Origin of the sequence: Blautia sp. BIOML-A1 (genome assembly GCF_009883055.1) — a bacterium.
Lineage (GTDB): Bacteria > Bacillota > Clostridia > Lachnospirales > Lachnospiraceae > Blautia_A.
The window spans coordinates 40,429-57,862 of the sequence record NZ_WWVR01000008.1 but is presented as its reverse complement, the minus strand read 5'-3'; the positions used below and the strand labels follow the sequence as shown (position 1 = coordinate 57,862).

Below are 17,434 nucleotides of genomic sequence, written 5' to 3'. Positions count from 1 at the left end.
TGTTGATGGACGAAAGAGGTGTATGGAGATGATTGGAATTATTATCGGCGGAGCTGCAGTGGTCATAGCAGTTAGCCTATATTGCTGTATTCGTGTAGGGGCAGAGGAGGACAGGAGATTGGAAGAATTGGACAGGAGAGCAAAACAGGATGCAGAAGAAAGCGGATAATCAGAAATATGCAGAGGATAAGCCAAAGGACTGCTCTTACTGTTATTTTTGGAATAGCCGGAAGAATGGATGTTCCAAAGAAGAATGCTATTATCGGCTTTTGCCGGAGGAACCTTTTGAAGAGAAAGAGGAGACTTGGTGCTGTGAGGGATGCCCTTATGGAAGATATTCTCCTTGCATCGGGTACTGCCTGCAGAAGATTCTGCTGGAAATAAAACAGAAGAAAGCAGTCAGGGAGAAGGAAGGTGATTGTCTTGCAGGATGAAGTAAATGAAAAGGTGGTGTCTTTGTGTATACGGGGAGGGAAAATTTCTGCACAGATTTTAAAAGCATCGCTGCAGAAGCTGCTCAGGAAGATGGAACAGTCCCAAAAGCGGCAAAAAATTTCTGGAAAGGGGCAGAAAAAAGAAACCGTATATCATGGGAAACAGAGCATGGAAAAACTGAAAGCACACAATCAGGAGCTTTCTAATATTGAGGTTACAGATGGGAATATCCGGTCTTTTGAAAAATATGCCAGAAAATATGATATAGACTACTGCCTGAAGAAAGACAGGTCGGCAGAACCTCCGAAATATTATGTCTTTTTTAAGGCGAAAGAAGTGGATTCCATAACTGCCGCTTTTAAGGAATATACCGGATGGCAGTTAAAGAAAAGCAAAAAAGTATCTGTCCGGAAGAAACTGTATTTGGCAATGGAACGTGTGGCAAAGCACAGGCAGAGGGAAAAGATGAAACAGAAGAATCGGGGGCAGGAACATTGAGCAGGAAGCATAAAAAGAAGCCGGAGTCAGAAGTTATGACAGTTTTGAAAAAAATAGGACAGGACATTGCCGGACAGATGCCTGCGGTGGATAAGAAACGTCTGCTTATGATGAATATTCCCTATGTAATTGTTTTTTACCTGGCAGATAAGCTGGCATGGCTGTATCGGTTCTGTGTTGGGGAATCCGCAATAGAACGTCTGGGGGTGCTGTTTTTGAATTTCCAGATGGCGTTCTCAAATCCAATTCTCAGTCTCCATATCTTTGATATGGCAGTTGGGATGATTACCACTGTAGTGATTAAGGCAATGGTGTACCTGAAAGGGAAAAATGCAAAGAAATTCCGGCAGGGAGAGGAATACGGTTCTGCCCGATGGGGAAACCAGAAAGACATCGCACCTTTTATTGATCCAGTGTTTGAAAATAATATCCTTTTGACACAGACGGAACGGCTTACCATGAACAGCCGCCCGAAACAGCCTAAATATGCAAGAAACAAAAATGTAATCATTATCGGCGGTTCCGGTTCCGGTAAAACAAGGTTCTATGTAAAGCCGAATTTAATGCAGATGCCATCCAATGTTTCCTATGTTGTAACTGATCCGAAGGGGACGATTCTGGTGGAGTGCGGGAAAATGCTCCGCCGTGGTACACCGAAGATGAAAAACGGCAAGCCAGTCAGGGATAAACAGGGAAAGGTTATTTATGAACCATACCGGATTAAAGTGTTGAATACCATAAATTTCAAAAAAAGTATGCATTATAATCCCTTCCGCTATATCCGCAGTGAAAAAGACATCTTAAAGCTGGTCAATACCATCATTGCCAATACCAAAGGCGAAGGAGAAAAATCTTCCGAAGATTTTTGGGTAAAGGCCGAAAGGCTTCTGTATTGTGCCCTGATTGGGTACATCTATTATGAAGCACCGGAGGACGAACAGAATTTTGCCACACTGCTTGAATTTATCAATGCTTCTGAGGCAAGAGAGGATGATGAGGAATTTAAAAATGCGGTGGACGAGCTGTTTGAGGAATTGGAGGCAGAAAACCCGGAACACTTTGCTGTGCGACAGTACAAAAAATACAAACTGGCGGCAGGTGTTGTATGCTCTAAAAGACTTCTTAATCAAGCAGTTGGGAAGTCTCTTAGAACACACAACCTAAAACCGAAGAAAGGAGCGCAAGTTATGAGAAAAAATGAGAAAATCACAGCTCTGTACGAACGACTGAGCCGTGATGACTTTGGCAAAGATGATGACCAACAGCGTGAGAGCAATTCCATTTCCAATCAAAAGGCTATGTTGGAGGAGTTCGCCGCACGGCAGGGCTTTACAAACATTGTCCATTTCACGGACGATGGTATTAGTGGTACTTGCTTTGACCGTCCCGGATTTTTAGCAATGATGAAAGAAGTGGAAGCCGGGAATGTGGAGTATTTGTGCATCAAGGACATGAGCCGCATGGGTCGTGACTATCTGAAAGTCGGTCAGATTATGGAAATCCTGCGTCAGCGTGGCGTTCGCCTTATCGCCATCAATGACGGCGTGGACAGTGCCAGAGGGGACGATGATTTTACCCCTTTCCGCAACATTATGAACGAGTATTACGCCAGAGACACCAGCCGTAAAATCCGTTCCACTTTCCAGTCAAAAGGCAAGTCCGGCAAGCACCTCACAGGCACGGTCATTTACGGCTATCTCTGGAACGAAGCCAGAGACCAATGGTTGGTTGACCCCGAAGCCGCTGATGTGGTCAAGCGCATCTTTGCCATGACGATTGACGGCTACGGTCCGTATCAGATCGCCAGCAAACTGAAATCGGAAAAGGTGCTTATTCCGTCTGCTTACCTTGCCCAACACGGCGAGGGCGTGAACAAAAACAAGACTTTCAAAGATGTGTACGGCTGGAGTTCTTCCACCATCTGCAACCTTCTTGAAAAGCGTGAATATCTGGGACACACCATCAATTTCAAGACCCGAAAGCACTTCAAGGACAAGAAAAGCCATTATGTCCCGGAGGACGAATGGACGATTTTTGAGAATACGCACGAAGCCATTATTGACCAGCAGACCTTTGACCTTGTGCAGAAAATCCGTGGGAATGTCAGACGCTACCCGGACGGCTGGGGCGAAGCAGCTCCCCTCACAGGCTTGCTTTATTGTGCCGATTGCGGCGGCAAGATGTATGTCCACCGCACCAACAACGGCAAGCGCATTTCTCAATATACCTGTTCCCAATACAGCAAAGTCCCAGTTGGAAAGCTCTGCATGACACAGCACCGTATCAATGAAGATGTGGTACTGTCCCTTGTTTCCGAAATGCTCAAAGCTATTGCCGAGTATGCCAAGCATGACCGAGCCGAGTTTGTCCGTGTGGTGCAGGAAGCGCAGTCCAGCCAGCAGACGGCAGAGGTCAGAAAACAGCGCACACGCCTTGCCACAGCAAAGCAGAGAGTTTCCGAGCTGGAAGTCCTGCTCTGCAAAATCTATGAGGACAACATTTTAGGCAAGCTGTCCGACAGCAGATACGCCACTCTGGACGCTCAATACGAAAAGGAACAGTCCGAGCTTACCGCTGAAATCTCTGCTCTGGAAAAGGCTATCAAGAGCTATGAGAAGCACGAAAAGGACGCTGACCGTTTTATCGCTCTGATTGACAAATATGAGAACTTCGACAAGCTGACCATTGCCATGCTCAATGAGTTTATTGAGAAAATCCTTGTGCATGAGCGTGACCGCAAGGGCAGTATTCAGACCACACAGGAGGTCGAGATTTACTTCAATTTCGTGGGTCGTTTCGTTCCCCCTGCGTTTGGCGAAGTGGAGCTTACCCCGGAGGAATTAGAGGAAATCCGCAAGCGTGAGGAACGCAAGGACAGGCTCCACCAGAACTACTTGAAGCGGAAAGCCAGCGGAGCACAGAAGCGATACGAGGACAAAATCAAAAAGCGGAAAAAGGCAGAAATCGAAGCCAAGAAAGCCGCCATTCGTGCGGAGGACATTGCAAAGGGCGTGTTCGTCCCTGTCAGCAGTTTACCGCAGAGAGAGCCGATGAAAGGAGTACAAACAGCATGAATATCACTTACACACAGAACGGCGATTATCTTATCCCAAACATCATTATCCGCAAGACCAAGCCCCTCGGACACTACGGCAGACTTCGCAAGGCGTATCTGGAAATGCACCGTCCGATACTGTTCAATGAGCTGGTGCTATCCGACAAGCTCTTTGAGCATTGCGCCGAGATTGACGAAACAGCACGAAACCGCATGGAGCTGATCGTGCGGTCACTGGCAGAGCAAAACGGCGTGACCGAGCAACTGAAAGCCGAAAACCAAATGGAATGGGTGCGGCAGATGAACGCTTGCAAGGCACAGGCAGAGGAGATTGTGAAAGTGGAATTGATTTATGATTGAGCGAGGAAGTCCGGGCAGAAAACTGTTCGGACTTTTCTCATGTAGTCCAAAGTTGCGGTAGAATTGTTCACGAGTTTTATGGTACAATTTATGCGAATAAAGAAAACGGAAAATTAGAATCTAACAAGAGAATGTGGTTGTATGAAAAAATCCATATTAGTATTTTGGGCAATCGTGTGTCTGTTACCTATTCAAAGGAGGTTTAAGAATTTTAAATGAAACATATAAGAAATATATTGCTGTTGATTACGATTATTTTTGCTTTTGTTATGCAAGCTGAAGTATATCAAAATATGCTCTGGAACTTTAATGGTGCTTATTATTTATCGTCCAGATACACAACTACTAATGACGATATGGATTCATTTTTAGCCAATGCAGAAGATACAGCTGAGAAGCATGGTGTTCATATTTTTTCGACTTTTAATCAGAGAGTTTCTAATTATCAGACAAGACTTTATATTTATGGTGATGATACCGTTGTTCGGGATAGTCTTAAAAGCACAATGGATATTGAGGAAAAAACATATACGGCTTTGATAGGCGGAATCACCGTAATAGAATTTGAAGATTTTAGAGAAGCAAAAAACACAGGCAATGGACAGGAAATAATGGTCAGCTATATCGGTGACGATGATGACATTATTGCCACATATCAAGATTTGGCAAAAGAATATTCTATATCGCAGCCAGAGTTTTGGCAATCAACCGAAACTGATATGATGTTCATTGTTTGGGGCCTGGTTGCCATATTGATGATTGTACTTAATATGATTGAGGTGATACGCAGACAAAAGGAAGTAGTTGTACGAGCTTCTCTGGGCGAAAATGCTGCTGTGATTGCTCTAAAAGCTGTAGTGGCTGATATGATTTCATATGCTGCATTATTCGTCTTAGCAAAGTTGCTTGTTTCTCAATTTATATCGGGAGCGTATGAAGATCATCTCATTTTGGCAGTGTATTGTGCCGGAGCAGTTCTTTCCGTAATTCCTTATGCTGCTTTTGTCCGCTTTGATGTAAAAAAAGCCTTTGCCAATGCTTCAGATAAAAAAGGTATGTTTTATCTTCTGAACGGTCTTAAAGTATTTGCTACTGCTATGACGATTTTTACAATAACTACAAATCTCAGTAGCATTCAAGGTAATTTACTTACAAACACTACTCTTTTAGAAAATCATTATAATGATTACTATTTTGGAGTTATGCAGATTGAACCTCCTTTTGAAGAAAATGAGGAGGAATCCAAAGAGAGCGAATTTTGGAATGACCTTTACGAAAATGAATACAACACTATAAATCCGGTGGTCTGCATAGGCAGCCGGATAAGCGATACGGATAATTATATTTTTGTAAATCATAATGCCAGAGATATGCTGCAAGGGTTTTCTGATATGCTTACTGAAGATGATGAAAAAGAGGATATCGTGGTCTTCGTGCCAAAGGGAAAAAATGCGGAATCATACAAAGATATCGCAAAAGAGGAAATTGACTCTCTTACCCCAAATGCAGAAGAACTGCGTGTTGTTTATAAAGAATATTCTGGCAGAGAGCAATTTTATTATCTCAATTCGAACAGAGAAGAGGCTATTGACGGATTGTCAAGAGCAACAAATCCGATTGTTATTTATCAGGCAAATGAGGCTGTTGCTTTGAATGGAAGTTATATCGAAACAGGAACATATAATGGTGAGGTGATCTACGGATGCGATGAAAGCACAATTCGTAATGCTGCGAAAAAATATGCAGAACAGCTTGGTCCACACTATTTTATGCTGACGAATGTCGGGGAGGATTATACTTATAGTCATAGTTTCCTCGTGAAACTGATTGGCTTTATAAGCTCTCTTTGCGTATTAGTATTGCTGTTAGATATCGCTATCATCATATCTGAAGTGAAAATGGAATTTAGACTTAATGCGATGGAAATCTCCCTCAAAAAGGTTTTGGGCTATCGCTTTTATGAAAGGCACAAAAGATTTATTTCCGTTAATCTCTTAGAAAATATAGCCGTTGTGATATTGATTTGCATTGTTTCGCTTTTTATATCTAACGCAAGTGTCGGGATTGCTTTACTGGTTGGAGCATTGCTCACCATTATTGAAATGGCAATCATTTTCACAAATGTTATGTGGGTTGAAAAAACAAATATCTCAAAGTCCTTGAAAGGTGGATGTTTATGATTATAATTCGTGGCTTAAATAAAGCATTTGGAGAGAAAATAATTTTCTCTAACTTTAATTTAGAAATTCCGGATGGAAGTTTTGTAGTAATCAGCGGCGATAGCGGCAGTGGAAAAAGCACTTTACTCAATATGATTGGTGGTATCGAAAAACCGGATAGCGGCAGTATCATAATCGAAGGGCTGAATATTACCCGGCTTAAAAATAAAAACAGTTTTTTTGCGGATACAGTGGGGTTTCTTTTTCAGAATTTTGCACTGCTTGAAAATAAGACAGTTAAAGAAAATTTAAGTTTGATTAAAAAATCAAGCCGAACTAAAGTATCACTTAAAGAAGCTCTTAATCGTGTGGGGTTATCAAAGGAAGTTAACAAAAAAGTTTATCAGCTTTCCGGTGGTGAACAACAGAGAGTTGCTTTAGCTCGTCTTATGATGAAAAAATGTTCTGTTGTTTTGGCAGATGAACCTACTGGCTCACTTGACAAGAAAAATAGAGATATTGTTATGAGGTTATTGCACGAACTCAATGAAGAAGGTAAAACGGTTATCATTGTTACCCACGATCAGGGTATTATTGAAGATGAACCTTATGTTGTGAAAATCTGAGAGTACCTCTTAGAAATGTCTTGATCTACATTTTATATAATTTGGGTCAGAAGAAAATCCCTTTAGGAACTAAAGGGCGCACTTCTATACTCTCTGTCGAGAGTAGTGCGTCCTGCGGAGCTTCATTCCCGGTCAGCAGAAGAAAACTGCTCGACCGAGAATGTTTCGTCACTTCGTTCCGTCAAGGTGGCTACACCCCCTTGCGCCGCTTATGCGGCTATCCCTTGTGGACTTGCCGTCCGCAAACAACATAACTGTTGTTCGCCGCCAGCAAGTTTGAAAAAACCGAATACCGAAAATTAGACCGTTGACTGGTCGCAATCTGCGAAAAGTTGACGGTCTTTTTTTATCCCAAAAATCAAAAAAGGAGGTCAATCACAATGACAAAACCGAAAACCCTTGAACAGCTCCGAGCCGAAAAGGAACGAGCCGAGACGCAGCTTGCACAGGAGAAGCACAAGCTCAACCGTCTTGAGAACAGAAAGAAATATCTGGAGAAAGGCGAAAGGCAGAAACGCACCCATCGTCTTTGCAATCTGGACGGCACGATTGAGAGCCTTGCCCCGGAGGTCAAAGATCTCACACGCACAGAAATGACAGAGCTGATGGAATACATCTTTTCTCTGGCAGAAGTCCAGCGAGCCGTCCGTCACATGGCGATTACTCACACCAACCAAGCGAACAGAGAAAAGGAGTTGAAAGCCGATGGCACTATTTCATCTGAGCGTCACGCAGACTAAGCGAAGCGCAGGACAGTCCGCTATTGCTTCTGCCGCCTACCGTGCCGGGGAGCGATTGTATAGCGAGTATTACGGCGAGTACAGCGACTACACACGCAAGGGCGGCGTGATCTGCTCCGACATTCTCCTGCCGTCCCATGCACCGCCCGAATACGCAGACCGCCAGACGCTATGGAACGCCGTGGAAAAAGCCGAGCGTGGAAAGAACGCCCAGCTTGCATACAGCTTTGACATTGCCTTGCAGAATGAATTTTCCCTTGAGGAAAACATCGCTCTTGCAAGGCAATTTTTGTTGGAGAACTTTGTGAGCCGTGGCATGGTGGTTGACTTCGCCGTACACCAGCCAGACCGTGAGGACGGCGGCATACCCAATCCACATTTTCATGTGCTTTGCCCCATCCGCCCCATCGAGCAGAACGGCAAATAGAGTGTTCCGCGTGGCCTTTGATACGGATGGTCAACATGACGAAAGTATACTGCAAGAATTAAAGCAAATCACCGCATCACAAGCTAACATTGATATTATTTGATTTATGGGAGGAACAGAATGAACGATAAAAAGAGATTGAACAGCTACGAGGATTTACCGCTGGTTCTGGATGTGGCGGACATTCAGTGGATTATGGGAATTTCAAGAGCGAGCGCCTATGAGCTGGTACACACACCCGGCTTTCCAGCGTTCCGCAGGGGCAGACTTATCAAGGTCAGCAAAATTGCTTTCTTTGAATGGATGGCAAAAGGCTCCGAAACCGTACCGGGAAGCGACAAATAAGCGTGAGGTATCATTCCCTGACTTGCAATACTGCCGCACTTTCCAAAGGGGCATACAGAGGGAAAAAAACTTAAAAATGATACCGAGACGCTACATCAAAACAGCCTATCTGCGTACATCAGATAGAAACGGAGAAAGGAGCCGGTTATGGCAAGAATGAGTAACAAGCGGCGGTTGGAATGGTCTTTCTTCTTAAATGACCGCAGCCGTATCACTTACAACGAACTGTGCCGGAAATGCCAGCACGAATGTAAACAGAGCTTCCGGGCGGTTGTGGTTGACTGCCCGAAGTATCTTTCCAAGCGTTCCAAGAAAAAGGACAAGACTGCCGGAAACGGCAAAATCCCTTAGGAACTAAGGGCGCACTTCTATACATAGTCTAAAGACCATGTATCGTGCGTCCTGCGGAGCTTACCTCTGCCGCTGATAAAATCAGCAATCCGAGGCCTGCGTTCGCTTCGCTCCGACAAGGTGGCTACACCCCCTTGCGCCGCTAAAGCGGCTATCCCCTGTGTACTCGCCGCAAAGAGAAATCCGCTCTGCGGTTTTCCCTTTTCATCGGGTTTTATAGAAGCACTGACACACGGACTGTCTGCGGATGGTCTTTCTTTATCTTATCAGCAAAGGATGTGAGAACATGGAAAAATCTTTGGAACAGTTGAAGCAGGAATATGAAAAAACCACTGTCCTGCTGGAACAGGAAAAACGGAAAATGCAGCGTTTGAAAAACCGGCAGGCGTATCTGGAAAGCGGTTCCCGGAAACAGAGGACGCACCGGCTGATTACCCGTGGGGCAGCTATTGAGAGCATTGCACCACAGACAAAGGAGCTATCCGAAGCGGAATTTTATTCCCTCATGGAAAGCATTTTGAATCTGCCGCAGGCGGAGCATTTCATCCGGTCTGCCACAGAGAACCACGCCCGTATTTCCGGGCAGGAGAAAGGCGGTGACTAAGGATAGCACTTTATCATTTTTCAATCGCACAGATCAAGCGCAGCGCCGGTCAGAGCGCCATTGCCAGCGCAGCCTATCGAGCCGGGGAGCGTCTTTACAGCAGCTACTATGGAGAAGTCAGCGACTACACCAAAAAGGGCGGCGTGATCGCTTCGGAAATCATGCTGCCGCCCCATGCGCCGGAAATATATCTTGACCGGGCGACCCTCTGGAATGCTGTGGAGAACTGCGAGAAACATCCAAAAGCACAGCTTGCCTATTCCTTTGATATTGCCATGCAGAATGAATTGACGCTGGAAGAAAACATGGAGCTGGCGAGGAAGTTCGTACAGGAGCAGTTTGTGACAAAAGGCATGATTGCCGACCTTGCTTTTCACAGCCCGGAGAAAGAGGACGGCGGCATCCCTAACCCGCATTTTCATGTGATGACAACCATGCGCCCTTTGAACCCGGATGGCACATGGGGACAAAAACAGCGTCGGGAATATCTTCTTGATGAAGATGGAAACCGAATCCGGGATAAAAACGGCGATTATATGTTTAACGCTGTCCATACAACAGACTGGCATGAGCCGGAAACGCTGGAACACTGGCGGGAGCAGTGGGCGGCTGCCGTTAATACAAAATTTGAGGAAAAAGGGCTGGATGTGCGTATCGACCACCGTTCCTATGTGCGGCAGGGGCTTGACCTGATACCTACTGTCCACGAGGGAGCTAATGTCCGGCAGATGGAAGCAAAGGGCATCCGCACCGAGAAAGGGGAACTGAACCGCTGGATTAAAGCCACCAACCGGCTCATGCAGGATGTGAGGAAGAAGATCAAAGCCCTGTTTGTCTGGATGGCAGAGGTAAAAGAAGAACTTTCCAAACCGCAGACACCGAGCCTTGCCGACCTGTTGATCGCTTATTACAACCAGCGCAACGCAGGGGCATGGAGCAATAAAGCCAGAACCGGAAACTTAAAGCAGTTTGCCGAAGCCGTCAATTATCTGACGGAAAACAAGCTGCTCACATTAGAGGATTTGCAGGAGCGTCTTTCCTCTGTCAACGAAGAATTTGAAGCGTTAAGCGACTCCATGAAAAAGAAATCTGCCCGGATAAAGGAATTGCAGGAATTGATACGGGAGGGCGAGAATTACCAGCGGCTAAAACCTGTTCATACGGAATTGAACAATATCAAGTTTAAGAAACAGAGGGAGAAATTTGAAACATCCCACGATGCGGAGTTACGGCTGTTTTATGCCGCCCGCCGTATTTTGAAAGAAAAACTGGACGGAAAACCCATTGCCCTGAAAGCATGGAAACAGGAATACGCACAGTTAAAAACAGAGTATGCCGAACTGTCTCCGCAGCACAAGCCACTCCGGGAGGAAGTCATACGGCTACGGCAGGTGCAGAACGCCGTAGATACCGCACTGCGCCGGAGGGAGCAGCCACAGGCAGTACAGAGAAAGAAACATGAGATGGAGCTATGATATAACCGGCAGCTTTACCGCTACCAGTATTTTTATGGAGGGAGCATTTGAATGTATTTGAAGCGGTGAAACAGTCTGTTACCACCCGGCAGGCTGCTTCATTCTATGGAATCCGGGTGGGGAGAAACGGCATGGTCTGCTGTCCATTCCACAATGACCGCACGCCCAGCATGAAAGTGGACAGCCGCTTTTACTGCTTCGGCTGCGGGGCTTCCGGGGATGTGATCGACTTTGCCGCTTTGCTGCATGGATTGGGGAAACGGGAAGCTGCGGTCAGGCTTGCGGAGGACTTCGGCGTTTCCTATGAGAAATCCGGCAATGCGCCGCCAGATAGGAAGCGTCACAACAGGTCACAGCCCCGACAAAAATCAGCGGAGCAGAGATTTCAGGAAACGGAACGGTATTGTTTCCGGGTGCTATGCGATTATCTGCGCCTGCTGGAGCATTGGAAAACAGCACACGCCCCACAGCCGCAGGATGCCATCTGGCATCCTCTTTTTGTGGAAGCGTTGCAGAGGATAAGCTACACAGAATACCTTTTGGATATTTTGTTATACGGAGAAATAGAAGAAAAAGCGGCATTGATCGCCGCACAGGGAAAGGAGGTGTTGCGGCTTGAACAGCGAATTTCAGAGCTTGCCGCCGGAAACGCAGGAAGCGGTCAAAAGGACGATGGACACAATGGAACCGGCGCAGACACCGGAAGAAATCCGGGAAACATTAGAGGGGACGCAGAAAGGCGGCGTGAAGAACAGCATCCGAAACTGCCTGACGGTGTTCCAGCGTGACCCTCTGTTTCGCGGGGCGCTGCGCCTGAACCTTTTGACGGAGCAGATTGACATTGTGAAGCCGCTGGGCTGGGAGCGCACCAGTACCACGCTGACCGACATGGACATGAACTACCTGCTTTTGTATCTGGAAGAAAATTACGGGCTTACCAGCGAGAAAAAGGTGCAGAGCGCCATCAAGATTGTTGCCAATGAAAACCGCTACCATCCAGTCAGGGATTACCTGAACAGCCTGCAATGGGACGGCACAGAGCGCATCCGTTACGCCCTGCATCACTTTCTGGGAGCCGATACGGACGAATACACCTATGAAGCCTTGAAACTGTTCCTGATGGGAGCCATCCGGCGGGTATTCAGACCGGGGAGCAAGTTTGAGGTCATGCTCTGTCTGGTTGGTGGTCAGGGAGCCGGGAAATCTACCTTTTTCCGGCTGCTGGCAGGCAGGGACGAATGGTTTTCAGACGATTTGAAAAAGCTGGACGATGAAAATGTGTACCGCAAGCTGCAAGGGCATTGGATTATCGAGATGTCGGAGATGATTGCCACAGCCAACGCCAAGAGTATTGAGGAAATCAAGTCATTCTTAAGCCGCCAGAAAGAAACCTACAAAGTGCCGTATGAGACACATCCGGCAGACCGGCTGCGGCAATGTGTATTTGGAGGGACGACCAACCGGCAGGACTTTTTGCCCCGTGACCGCACCGGCAACCGGCGCTTTCTCCCCGTGACGGTGTACCCGGAACGGGCGGAGGTTCACATACTGGACGATGAAGCGGCGGCGAGGGCGTATATCGAACAGATGTGGGCGGAAGCCATGACGGTTTATCGCAGTGGGAAGTATAAGCTGTCATTCAGCATGGAAATGAACCGATACCTGAACGCCCACCAGCAGGACTTTATGCAGGAAGACACACAGGCCGGCATGATCTACGCCTATTTGGAGGACTACACCGGCGACAGGGTATGTTCCAAGCAGCTTTATGAGGAAGCGCTGGGGAACTTAAATTCCCCGGCAGACTGGGAGACACGGGCAATCTGCGAGATTATGAATACCGGCATTGCGGGCGGCATCATACAGGGCTGGGTAGCCTACAAAAGCCCGAAGCGGTATAAGAAATACGGTTCTCAAAAAGGCTGGGAGCGTGTCAACCAAGCTCCGCCGGAGGGGGACGGTTTTCAGGAAATCACGGAAGAAGAAGCCCGGCAAATGGAACTTCCATTCTGAAAAGCCACCGGTTGACAGTTTGGTTGACGCTTTGGTTGACAGCCGGTTGACGGGGAAAAGCCTGATATTTGGGGCATTTCTCTCCTTTGTCAACCATGTCAACCAAGAAATCAAAGAAAAAGTAAAAAGTAATAATAGAGCGCCTATGGATTGTTTTCAAAGTCTTTTCTGCCGGTTGACACGGTTTGGTTGACACGGAGACAGTCTGCGGCTGTACACCTGTCTGACATTCCCTTGTCGGGCATATTTCATTTATGGAGGTAACTGCCTATGGCAAAAAGCAAAAACGAGAGCAATAACAAAAACAGCGGCACCCTGCTTACCGAAAAAGACGGCACCCAGTATTTTGTCATGGGGAAAGTCCGTATCAAGGTATCGGAGCATTTCGCACAGGATGGGAAGCCGCTTGACAGCTTGCTGGAAGATGTGATCCAGCACGCTGCCGCCGCTTCCTGAAAAAATACGGAATAACGACTGTCAATCAGCCCACGCTTATGATATACTTGTACCAGCGAGTATTGTATAAGCGTGGGTTGTTTCTTTTAGAAGGAGGATTTTTAACCGTGAAACAACCATACAATACAACGATTTATAACACTGCACTATATTTGAGATTGAGCCGTGACGATGAATTACAGGGGGAAAGCGGCAGTATCCAGACCCAGCGCATGATGCTTAGACAGTATGCCGCAGAGCATGGGCTGACCGTTGTAGACGAGTACATTGACGACGGATGGAGTGGGACAAATTTCGAGCGTCCAAGTTTCCAAAGGATGATTGATGACATCGAAGACGGGAAAATCAACTGCGTTGTCACAAAGGACTTATCCCGTCTGGGAAGAAACTATATCCTGACCGGTCAGTACACGGAAATCTATTTCCCCAGCAAGGGAGTACGCTACATTGCCATCAATGACAATGTGGACACCATCAACGGAGAAAGCGAGCTTGCACCGTTCTTAAACATCCTGAATGAAATGCACGCCCGACAGACCAGCAAAAAGGTCAAGGCTGCCATGCACACAAGATTTGCCAATGGCGCACACTATGGAGCCTATGCACCGCTGGGCTATGTAAAAGACCCGGACAAAAAAGGTCATCTTCTGATCGACCCGGAAACACGCTGGATTGTAGAGAAGATTTTTGACCTTGCTGTACACGGGCGTGGAGCCGCCAGCATTACACGGATTCTGGTGGAGGAAAAAGTACCTACCCCCGGCTGGCTGAACTATGAAAGATACGGGACTTTCGCCAATATCTACGCCGGTGCGCCCGCAGAAAAAGCCTATGCGTGGACGATAGCACAGGTCAAGAGCATTTTGAAAGAGGAAACCTACATCGGTCACAGCATTCACAACAAGCAGAGCAACATTTCATTCAAGAACAAGAAAAAGGTGCGGAAGCCGCAGGAAGAATGGTATCGTGTGGAAAATACCCACGAAGCCATCATTTCTGAAGAAGTGTTCCAAAAAGTTCAGGAGCTGATTGCAAGCAGACGCAGGAAACGCAGAAACGGTACGACACAGATTTTCGCAGGATTGATAAAATGTGCAGACTGCGGATGGTCTTTAGCCTATGGGGAAAACAAGCAGAATAAGAACCCATACGGGTACTACCATTGCAGCAAGCACGGGCAGGGATTACGCCAGTGTTCCATGCACTATATCCGCTATGATGTACTGTATGCCTATGTGCTTGCAAGACTGCAATACTGGTCTATGCTGGCACAGAAAGACGAGGACAATCTGCTGAAACGCCTGCTCAATGCCAGCGACAGGGAAAGAAACTCTGCGAAGAAAAAGCAGGCTGCGGAGCTGAAAAAGGCAGAGAAGCGTAAAGCCGAGGTTGACGGGCTGTTTGCTAAAATGTATGAGGACTGGTCTGCCGGACGCATAACCGAGTATAACTTCAATATGCTGTCCGAGAAGTACCAGAACGAGCAAAAGGAGCTTGAAACAAAAATAAGACAGCTTCACGAAACGATGGAAGCCGCCGTACAGACCGCAGCGGATGCTGAAAAGTGGATTGCCCTGATGAAACAGTATGTCAACCCTGTGGAGCTGACCGCCGAACTTCTGAACACTCTAATTGAAAAAATAACCGTCCACGAAGCTGTCAAGGGCGAGGACGGAAGCCGTGAGCAGGAAGTAGAAATCTACTACCGCTTCATCGGCAAAATCGACTGACCTTTCTTTTTTACCCAACAATATCTTTAATTAAGGGAGACGGGAGCGTGTCTTCCTACAATCGATAACCTGCTGGCACTCAGCCATCTGTACCATGTACAGATGGAAGACCTGCTGGTATACGAAGAGGCCGAGATGGCCTCTTCTTGTTTTATTAGTGAATATCGAGGAGATATCAGTGGTACAGTATCTGGTTATGCATGCACAGCTGCATAACGGGGACTGGTTAAGACGCGGAGCATGTGATCCATCGGGGTAATGTTTCCATCAAATTTGTAGTTGAAGGAGTTGGTTCCGGCACCACTCGCGAGAGCAGTACCCCTGGTGTGAGATCTGACCGGAGTCTGCATCTGCCAGCTGTTGACATTATGAAATACAACAGCTGGCAGATGATAGCCTTTGGCTTCAAATGCAGCTTTTGCGTTGTCATAAATGGTTTTATCCGGATTTTTCATCGCACTGTCAAATTCCATGTCAGAGATGATGAATAAGGTGGAAGGCATTTCTTCCTGAGGTGTGCCAGCATTAACCGCTGTCCGGAGGATCAGATCAAAAACCGCTTCAAGGTTTGTTGAAAATTCCCACTTGCTGCTCTGGATATAGCGAAGCTTCTCCTCAAGTGTCCGGCCATGAATTTCCACCAGTTCAGGTGTCGATGAAAAAGTAATGAATGTATTGTGAAAAGTACCAGTGCAGTGTTCTGCATGATACAGCCCCAATGCCTGTGAGATCAGAGCCGGACTTGGAGTTCCGTAGCGGTGGCAATACATGGAGCCGGAAACATCGATCACAGAAATTGCATTCTGTTCACATACTTTGGAAGTCTGCTGATTCCAGAGAGTTTCCAGAGCAGCATTTGCAGCGTCAGGTTCGCAATGTGGAAGTATACGGCCATGTGACATTAATGGACGCAGGATCTCATATGGATAAAGCGTACCACAGTGGATAGATTTCTGACCGTTATCGACATCTGACAGGAACTTAGAAAAACGCTCGGCATCCTGCTGATGAAAAGATTTGTGATATTTGAGCATTGCTCCTGCCGGAACCGCTTCATAATTGATTTTGTCCAGTTTTTGGCTGGTGAGGTAACGCTCCGTCAGGGCAATATTTGCACGAAGCGTGGAAAGAAGCTTGCGGTACTGACCGGCACCCATCCCAAGTGCAGAGGCGAGAACTTTTGCCTGTCCTCTTTTACGGGCACTTGAGGTATTGATGGAAGGAAGCCATTTGGCAAGAAGTGAAATATGTGCATTGATATTTCCTGCTTTTCGCTCTTTGAGAGCTTCACAGTCCTGGTTTAACTGAGTGCGGATCAGCTCAACAACAGCTTTCTCAGACGGAGTCCCCATCAGACACATGAGGTCATCGAAACGTCCGTATTCAGAAATTAAAGCAATATTTTTTCTGGCAGATTCCGGCCATGTTTTGGCGGTATGCCGGATCAGGTTGCGGAAAAGCTCACGCTCACCAAGGCCCTCCCGGATATCGCGGATATAGAAAAGGAGCTTCATTGCCAGCTCTGGATTTTCGATATAAGCACGATCAAAGAGATGAATCTGGTCACGGTATGAACGATGACGCATACCGCCAGCGACAGCAAACAGATCCAGACAGGCATCGCCGGATGAAGCATGAGTTTTTGCCCCGTTCAATGTCTCTGTAAAGCTTGCTTCTTCTTTAAGATTATCAAGAAATGACATATGCTGCTCCTTTCTGTGAATTAGTCTGGTCATGATTTGCAGAAGCTTCCAGACTTTTTAATAAATTATATCGTAGCTGTTTAGTACCCTCGCGGGATACTGCCTGCTGCTTGACTTATATTATTATGAGCGAGACGCAATGTAAGATTTCATCTGATATATGTATTGTTTTTTTGGCGTAAATACCTTTCTTTATACCACTTCAACGTGGATCACCTCCGATCAGAAGTTATCTGTGTCATGGATAAAAGATTACCTGAGTAACAATAGAAAACTCATAAGCTGATTTGTTTCGCTGCTGTATGCGCCTGATTTTAATATAAGATTTTTTTAAAACGTCTGTGAAGTCTGCCTTCTGCAAAACTTCTTTTGAAGGAATGTGTTCCTTCGATGCATTAAGATTAGCATAGCTTCCAGTGCAAAACAATGAACCTGTGGTTTAGAAAAATCCGAAAAA

Annotated in this window: 17 protein-coding genes and 1 pseudogene; 17 read left to right on the top strand and 1 reads right to left on the bottom strand. The window is 46.4% G+C overall.

What is annotated here, in order from left to right; genetic code table 11:
- The first annotated feature begins 28 nt into the window (after positions 1 to 28).
- The 17 genes and pseudogenes from GT674_RS17085 to GT674_RS05560 all read left to right on the top strand — a co-directional run bounded on the left by GT674_RS17085 (position 29) and on the right by GT674_RS05560 (position 15,274).
- A complete protein-coding gene (locus GT674_RS17085; protein WP_173770139.1) occupies positions 29 to 169 on the top strand; it encodes a hypothetical protein in 141 nt (46 codons plus the stop codon).
- Positions 150 to 434: a hypothetical protein gene (locus tag GT674_RS05645; protein ID WP_158422086.1), complete on the top strand. Its 285-nt coding sequence runs from the start codon at positions 150 to 152 to the stop codon at positions 432 to 434. The genes GT674_RS17085 and GT674_RS05645 overlap by 20 nt, the downstream gene beginning before the upstream one ends.
- A complete protein-coding gene (locus tag GT674_RS05640) occupies positions 424 to 933 on the top strand; it encodes a PcfB family protein (RefSeq protein WP_161284842.1) in 510 nt (169 codons plus the stop codon). Before GT674_RS05645 ends, GT674_RS05640 begins: the two co-directional genes overlap by 11 nt.
- Before the next feature lie 35 nt (positions 934 to 968).
- Positions 969 to 4,007, top strand: coding sequence for a DUF4368 domain-containing protein (locus GT674_RS05635; protein WP_442859855.1), 3,039 nt, complete (start codon positions 969 to 971; stop codon positions 4,005 to 4,007).
- The gene (locus tag GT674_RS05630) at positions 4,004 to 4,348 is read left to right on the top strand and encodes a TnpV protein (RefSeq protein ID WP_002593326.1); all 345 of its coding nucleotides are present in this window, start codon (positions 4,004 to 4,006) and stop codon (positions 4,346 to 4,348) included. The genes GT674_RS05635 and GT674_RS05630 overlap by 4 nt, the downstream gene beginning before the upstream one ends.
- 215 nt (positions 4,349 to 4,563) lie before the next feature.
- Complete coding sequence (locus GT674_RS05620) at positions 4,564 to 6,528, top strand: DUF1430 domain-containing protein (RefSeq protein WP_161284814.1); 1,965 nt, start codon at positions 4,564 to 4,566, stop codon at positions 6,526 to 6,528.
- On the top strand, positions 6,525 to 7,133 hold the full coding sequence (locus tag GT674_RS05615; protein WP_002593328.1) for an ATP-binding cassette domain-containing protein: 609 nt from the start codon (positions 6,525 to 6,527) through the stop codon (positions 7,131 to 7,133). Before GT674_RS05620 ends, GT674_RS05615 begins: the two co-directional genes overlap by 4 nt.
- Positions 7,134 to 7,513: 380 nt before the next feature.
- Positions 7,514 to 7,873, top strand: a complete 360-nt coding sequence (locus GT674_RS05605; RefSeq protein WP_161284812.1) for a DUF3847 domain-containing protein — start codon at positions 7,514 to 7,516, stop codon at positions 7,871 to 7,873.
- Positions 7,839 to 8,297, top strand: a pseudogene (gene mobQ / locus GT674_RS05600) (MobQ family relaxase); the annotation flags it as partial. The gene GT674_RS05605 and the pseudogene mobQ (GT674_RS05600), both read left to right, overlap by 35 nt.
- A 123-nt stretch (positions 8,298 to 8,420) precedes the next feature.
- Positions 8,421 to 8,645, top strand: coding sequence for a helix-turn-helix domain-containing protein (locus GT674_RS05595; protein ID WP_024726897.1), 225 nt, complete (start codon positions 8,421 to 8,423; stop codon positions 8,643 to 8,645).
- Between the two features lie 147 nt (positions 8,646 to 8,792).
- On the top strand, positions 8,793 to 8,996 hold the full coding sequence (locus GT674_RS05590) for a hypothetical protein (RefSeq protein WP_004614949.1): 204 nt from the start codon (positions 8,793 to 8,795) through the stop codon (positions 8,994 to 8,996).
- Between the two features lie 286 nt (positions 8,997 to 9,282).
- Positions 9,283 to 9,600, top strand: coding sequence for a DUF3847 domain-containing protein (locus tag GT674_RS05585; RefSeq protein ID WP_008816380.1), 318 nt, complete (start codon positions 9,283 to 9,285; stop codon positions 9,598 to 9,600).
- Positions 9,601 to 9,602: 2 nt separating this feature from the next.
- Positions 9,603 to 11,075: a MobQ family relaxase gene (gene mobQ / locus GT674_RS05580; RefSeq protein WP_074104019.1), complete on the top strand. Its 1,473-nt coding sequence runs from the start codon at positions 9,603 to 9,605 to the stop codon at positions 11,073 to 11,075.
- A 47-nt stretch (positions 11,076 to 11,122) separates the two neighbouring features.
- Entirely contained in the window at positions 11,123 to 11,863 is a 741-nt protein-coding gene (locus GT674_RS05575; RefSeq protein ID WP_014079457.1) for a CHC2 zinc finger domain-containing protein, read from the top strand.
- Complete coding sequence (locus tag GT674_RS05570; RefSeq protein WP_147593827.1) at positions 11,748 to 13,088, top strand: virulence-associated E family protein; 1,341 nt, start codon at positions 11,748 to 11,750, stop codon at positions 13,086 to 13,088. Before GT674_RS05575 ends, GT674_RS05570 begins: the two co-directional genes overlap by 116 nt.
- Before the next feature lie 270 nt (positions 13,089 to 13,358).
- The gene (locus tag GT674_RS05565) at positions 13,359 to 13,544 is read left to right on the top strand and encodes a hypothetical protein (RefSeq protein WP_004849804.1); all 186 of its coding nucleotides are present in this window, start codon (positions 13,359 to 13,361) and stop codon (positions 13,542 to 13,544) included.
- 107 nt (positions 13,545 to 13,651) lie between these two features.
- Positions 13,652 to 15,274, top strand: coding sequence for a recombinase family protein (locus GT674_RS05560; RefSeq protein WP_118703324.1), 1,623 nt, complete (start codon positions 13,652 to 13,654; stop codon positions 15,272 to 15,274).
- 194 nt (positions 15,275 to 15,468) lie between these two features.
- On the opposite strand, the gene GT674_RS05555 is transcribed toward GT674_RS05560, so the two are convergent.
- Complete coding sequence (locus tag GT674_RS05555) at positions 15,469 to 16,977, bottom strand: DUF2828 family protein (RefSeq protein WP_161284811.1); 1,509 nt, start codon at positions 16,975 to 16,977, stop codon at positions 15,469 to 15,471.
- Positions 16,978 to 17,434: the final 457 nt, after the last annotated feature.

Bases quoted from the DNA above. Each gene is read 5' to 3' on its own strand.
- GT674_RS17085 (WP_173770139.1), top strand. From the start codon at position 29: ATGATTGGAATTATTATCGGCGGAGCTGCAGTGGTCATAGCAGTTAGC.
- GT674_RS05645 (WP_158422086.1), top strand. From the start codon at position 150: ATGCAGAAGAAAGCGGATAATCAGAAATATGCAGAGGATAAGCCAAAG.
- GT674_RS05635 (WP_442859855.1), top strand. From the start codon at position 969: ATGACAGTTTTGAAAAAAATAGGACAGGACATTGCCGGACAGATGCCT.
- GT674_RS05630 (WP_002593326.1), top strand. From the start codon at position 4,004: ATGAATATCACTTACACACAGAACGGCGATTATCTTATCCCAAACATC.
- GT674_RS05620 (WP_161284814.1), top strand. From the start codon at position 4,564: ATGAAACATATAAGAAATATATTGCTGTTGATTACGATTATTTTTGCT.
- GT674_RS05615 (WP_002593328.1), top strand. From the start codon at position 6,525: ATGATTATAATTCGTGGCTTAAATAAAGCATTTGGAGAGAAAATAATT.
- GT674_RS05605 (WP_161284812.1), top strand. From the start codon at position 7,514: ATGACAAAACCGAAAACCCTTGAACAGCTCCGAGCCGAAAAGGAACGA.
- GT674_RS05595 (WP_024726897.1), top strand. From the start codon at position 8,421: ATGAACGATAAAAAGAGATTGAACAGCTACGAGGATTTACCGCTGGTT.
- GT674_RS05590 (WP_004614949.1), top strand. From the start codon at position 8,793: ATGGCAAGAATGAGTAACAAGCGGCGGTTGGAATGGTCTTTCTTCTTA.
- GT674_RS05585 (WP_008816380.1), top strand. From the start codon at position 9,283: ATGGAAAAATCTTTGGAACAGTTGAAGCAGGAATATGAAAAAACCACT.
- GT674_RS05570 (WP_147593827.1), top strand. From the start codon at position 11,748: ATGGACACAATGGAACCGGCGCAGACACCGGAAGAAATCCGGGAAACA.
- GT674_RS05565 (WP_004849804.1), top strand. From the start codon at position 13,359: ATGGCAAAAAGCAAAAACGAGAGCAATAACAAAAACAGCGGCACCCTG.
- GT674_RS05555 (WP_161284811.1), bottom strand. From the start codon at position 16,977: ATGTCATTTCTTGATAATCTTAAAGAAGAAGCAAGCTTTACAGAGACA.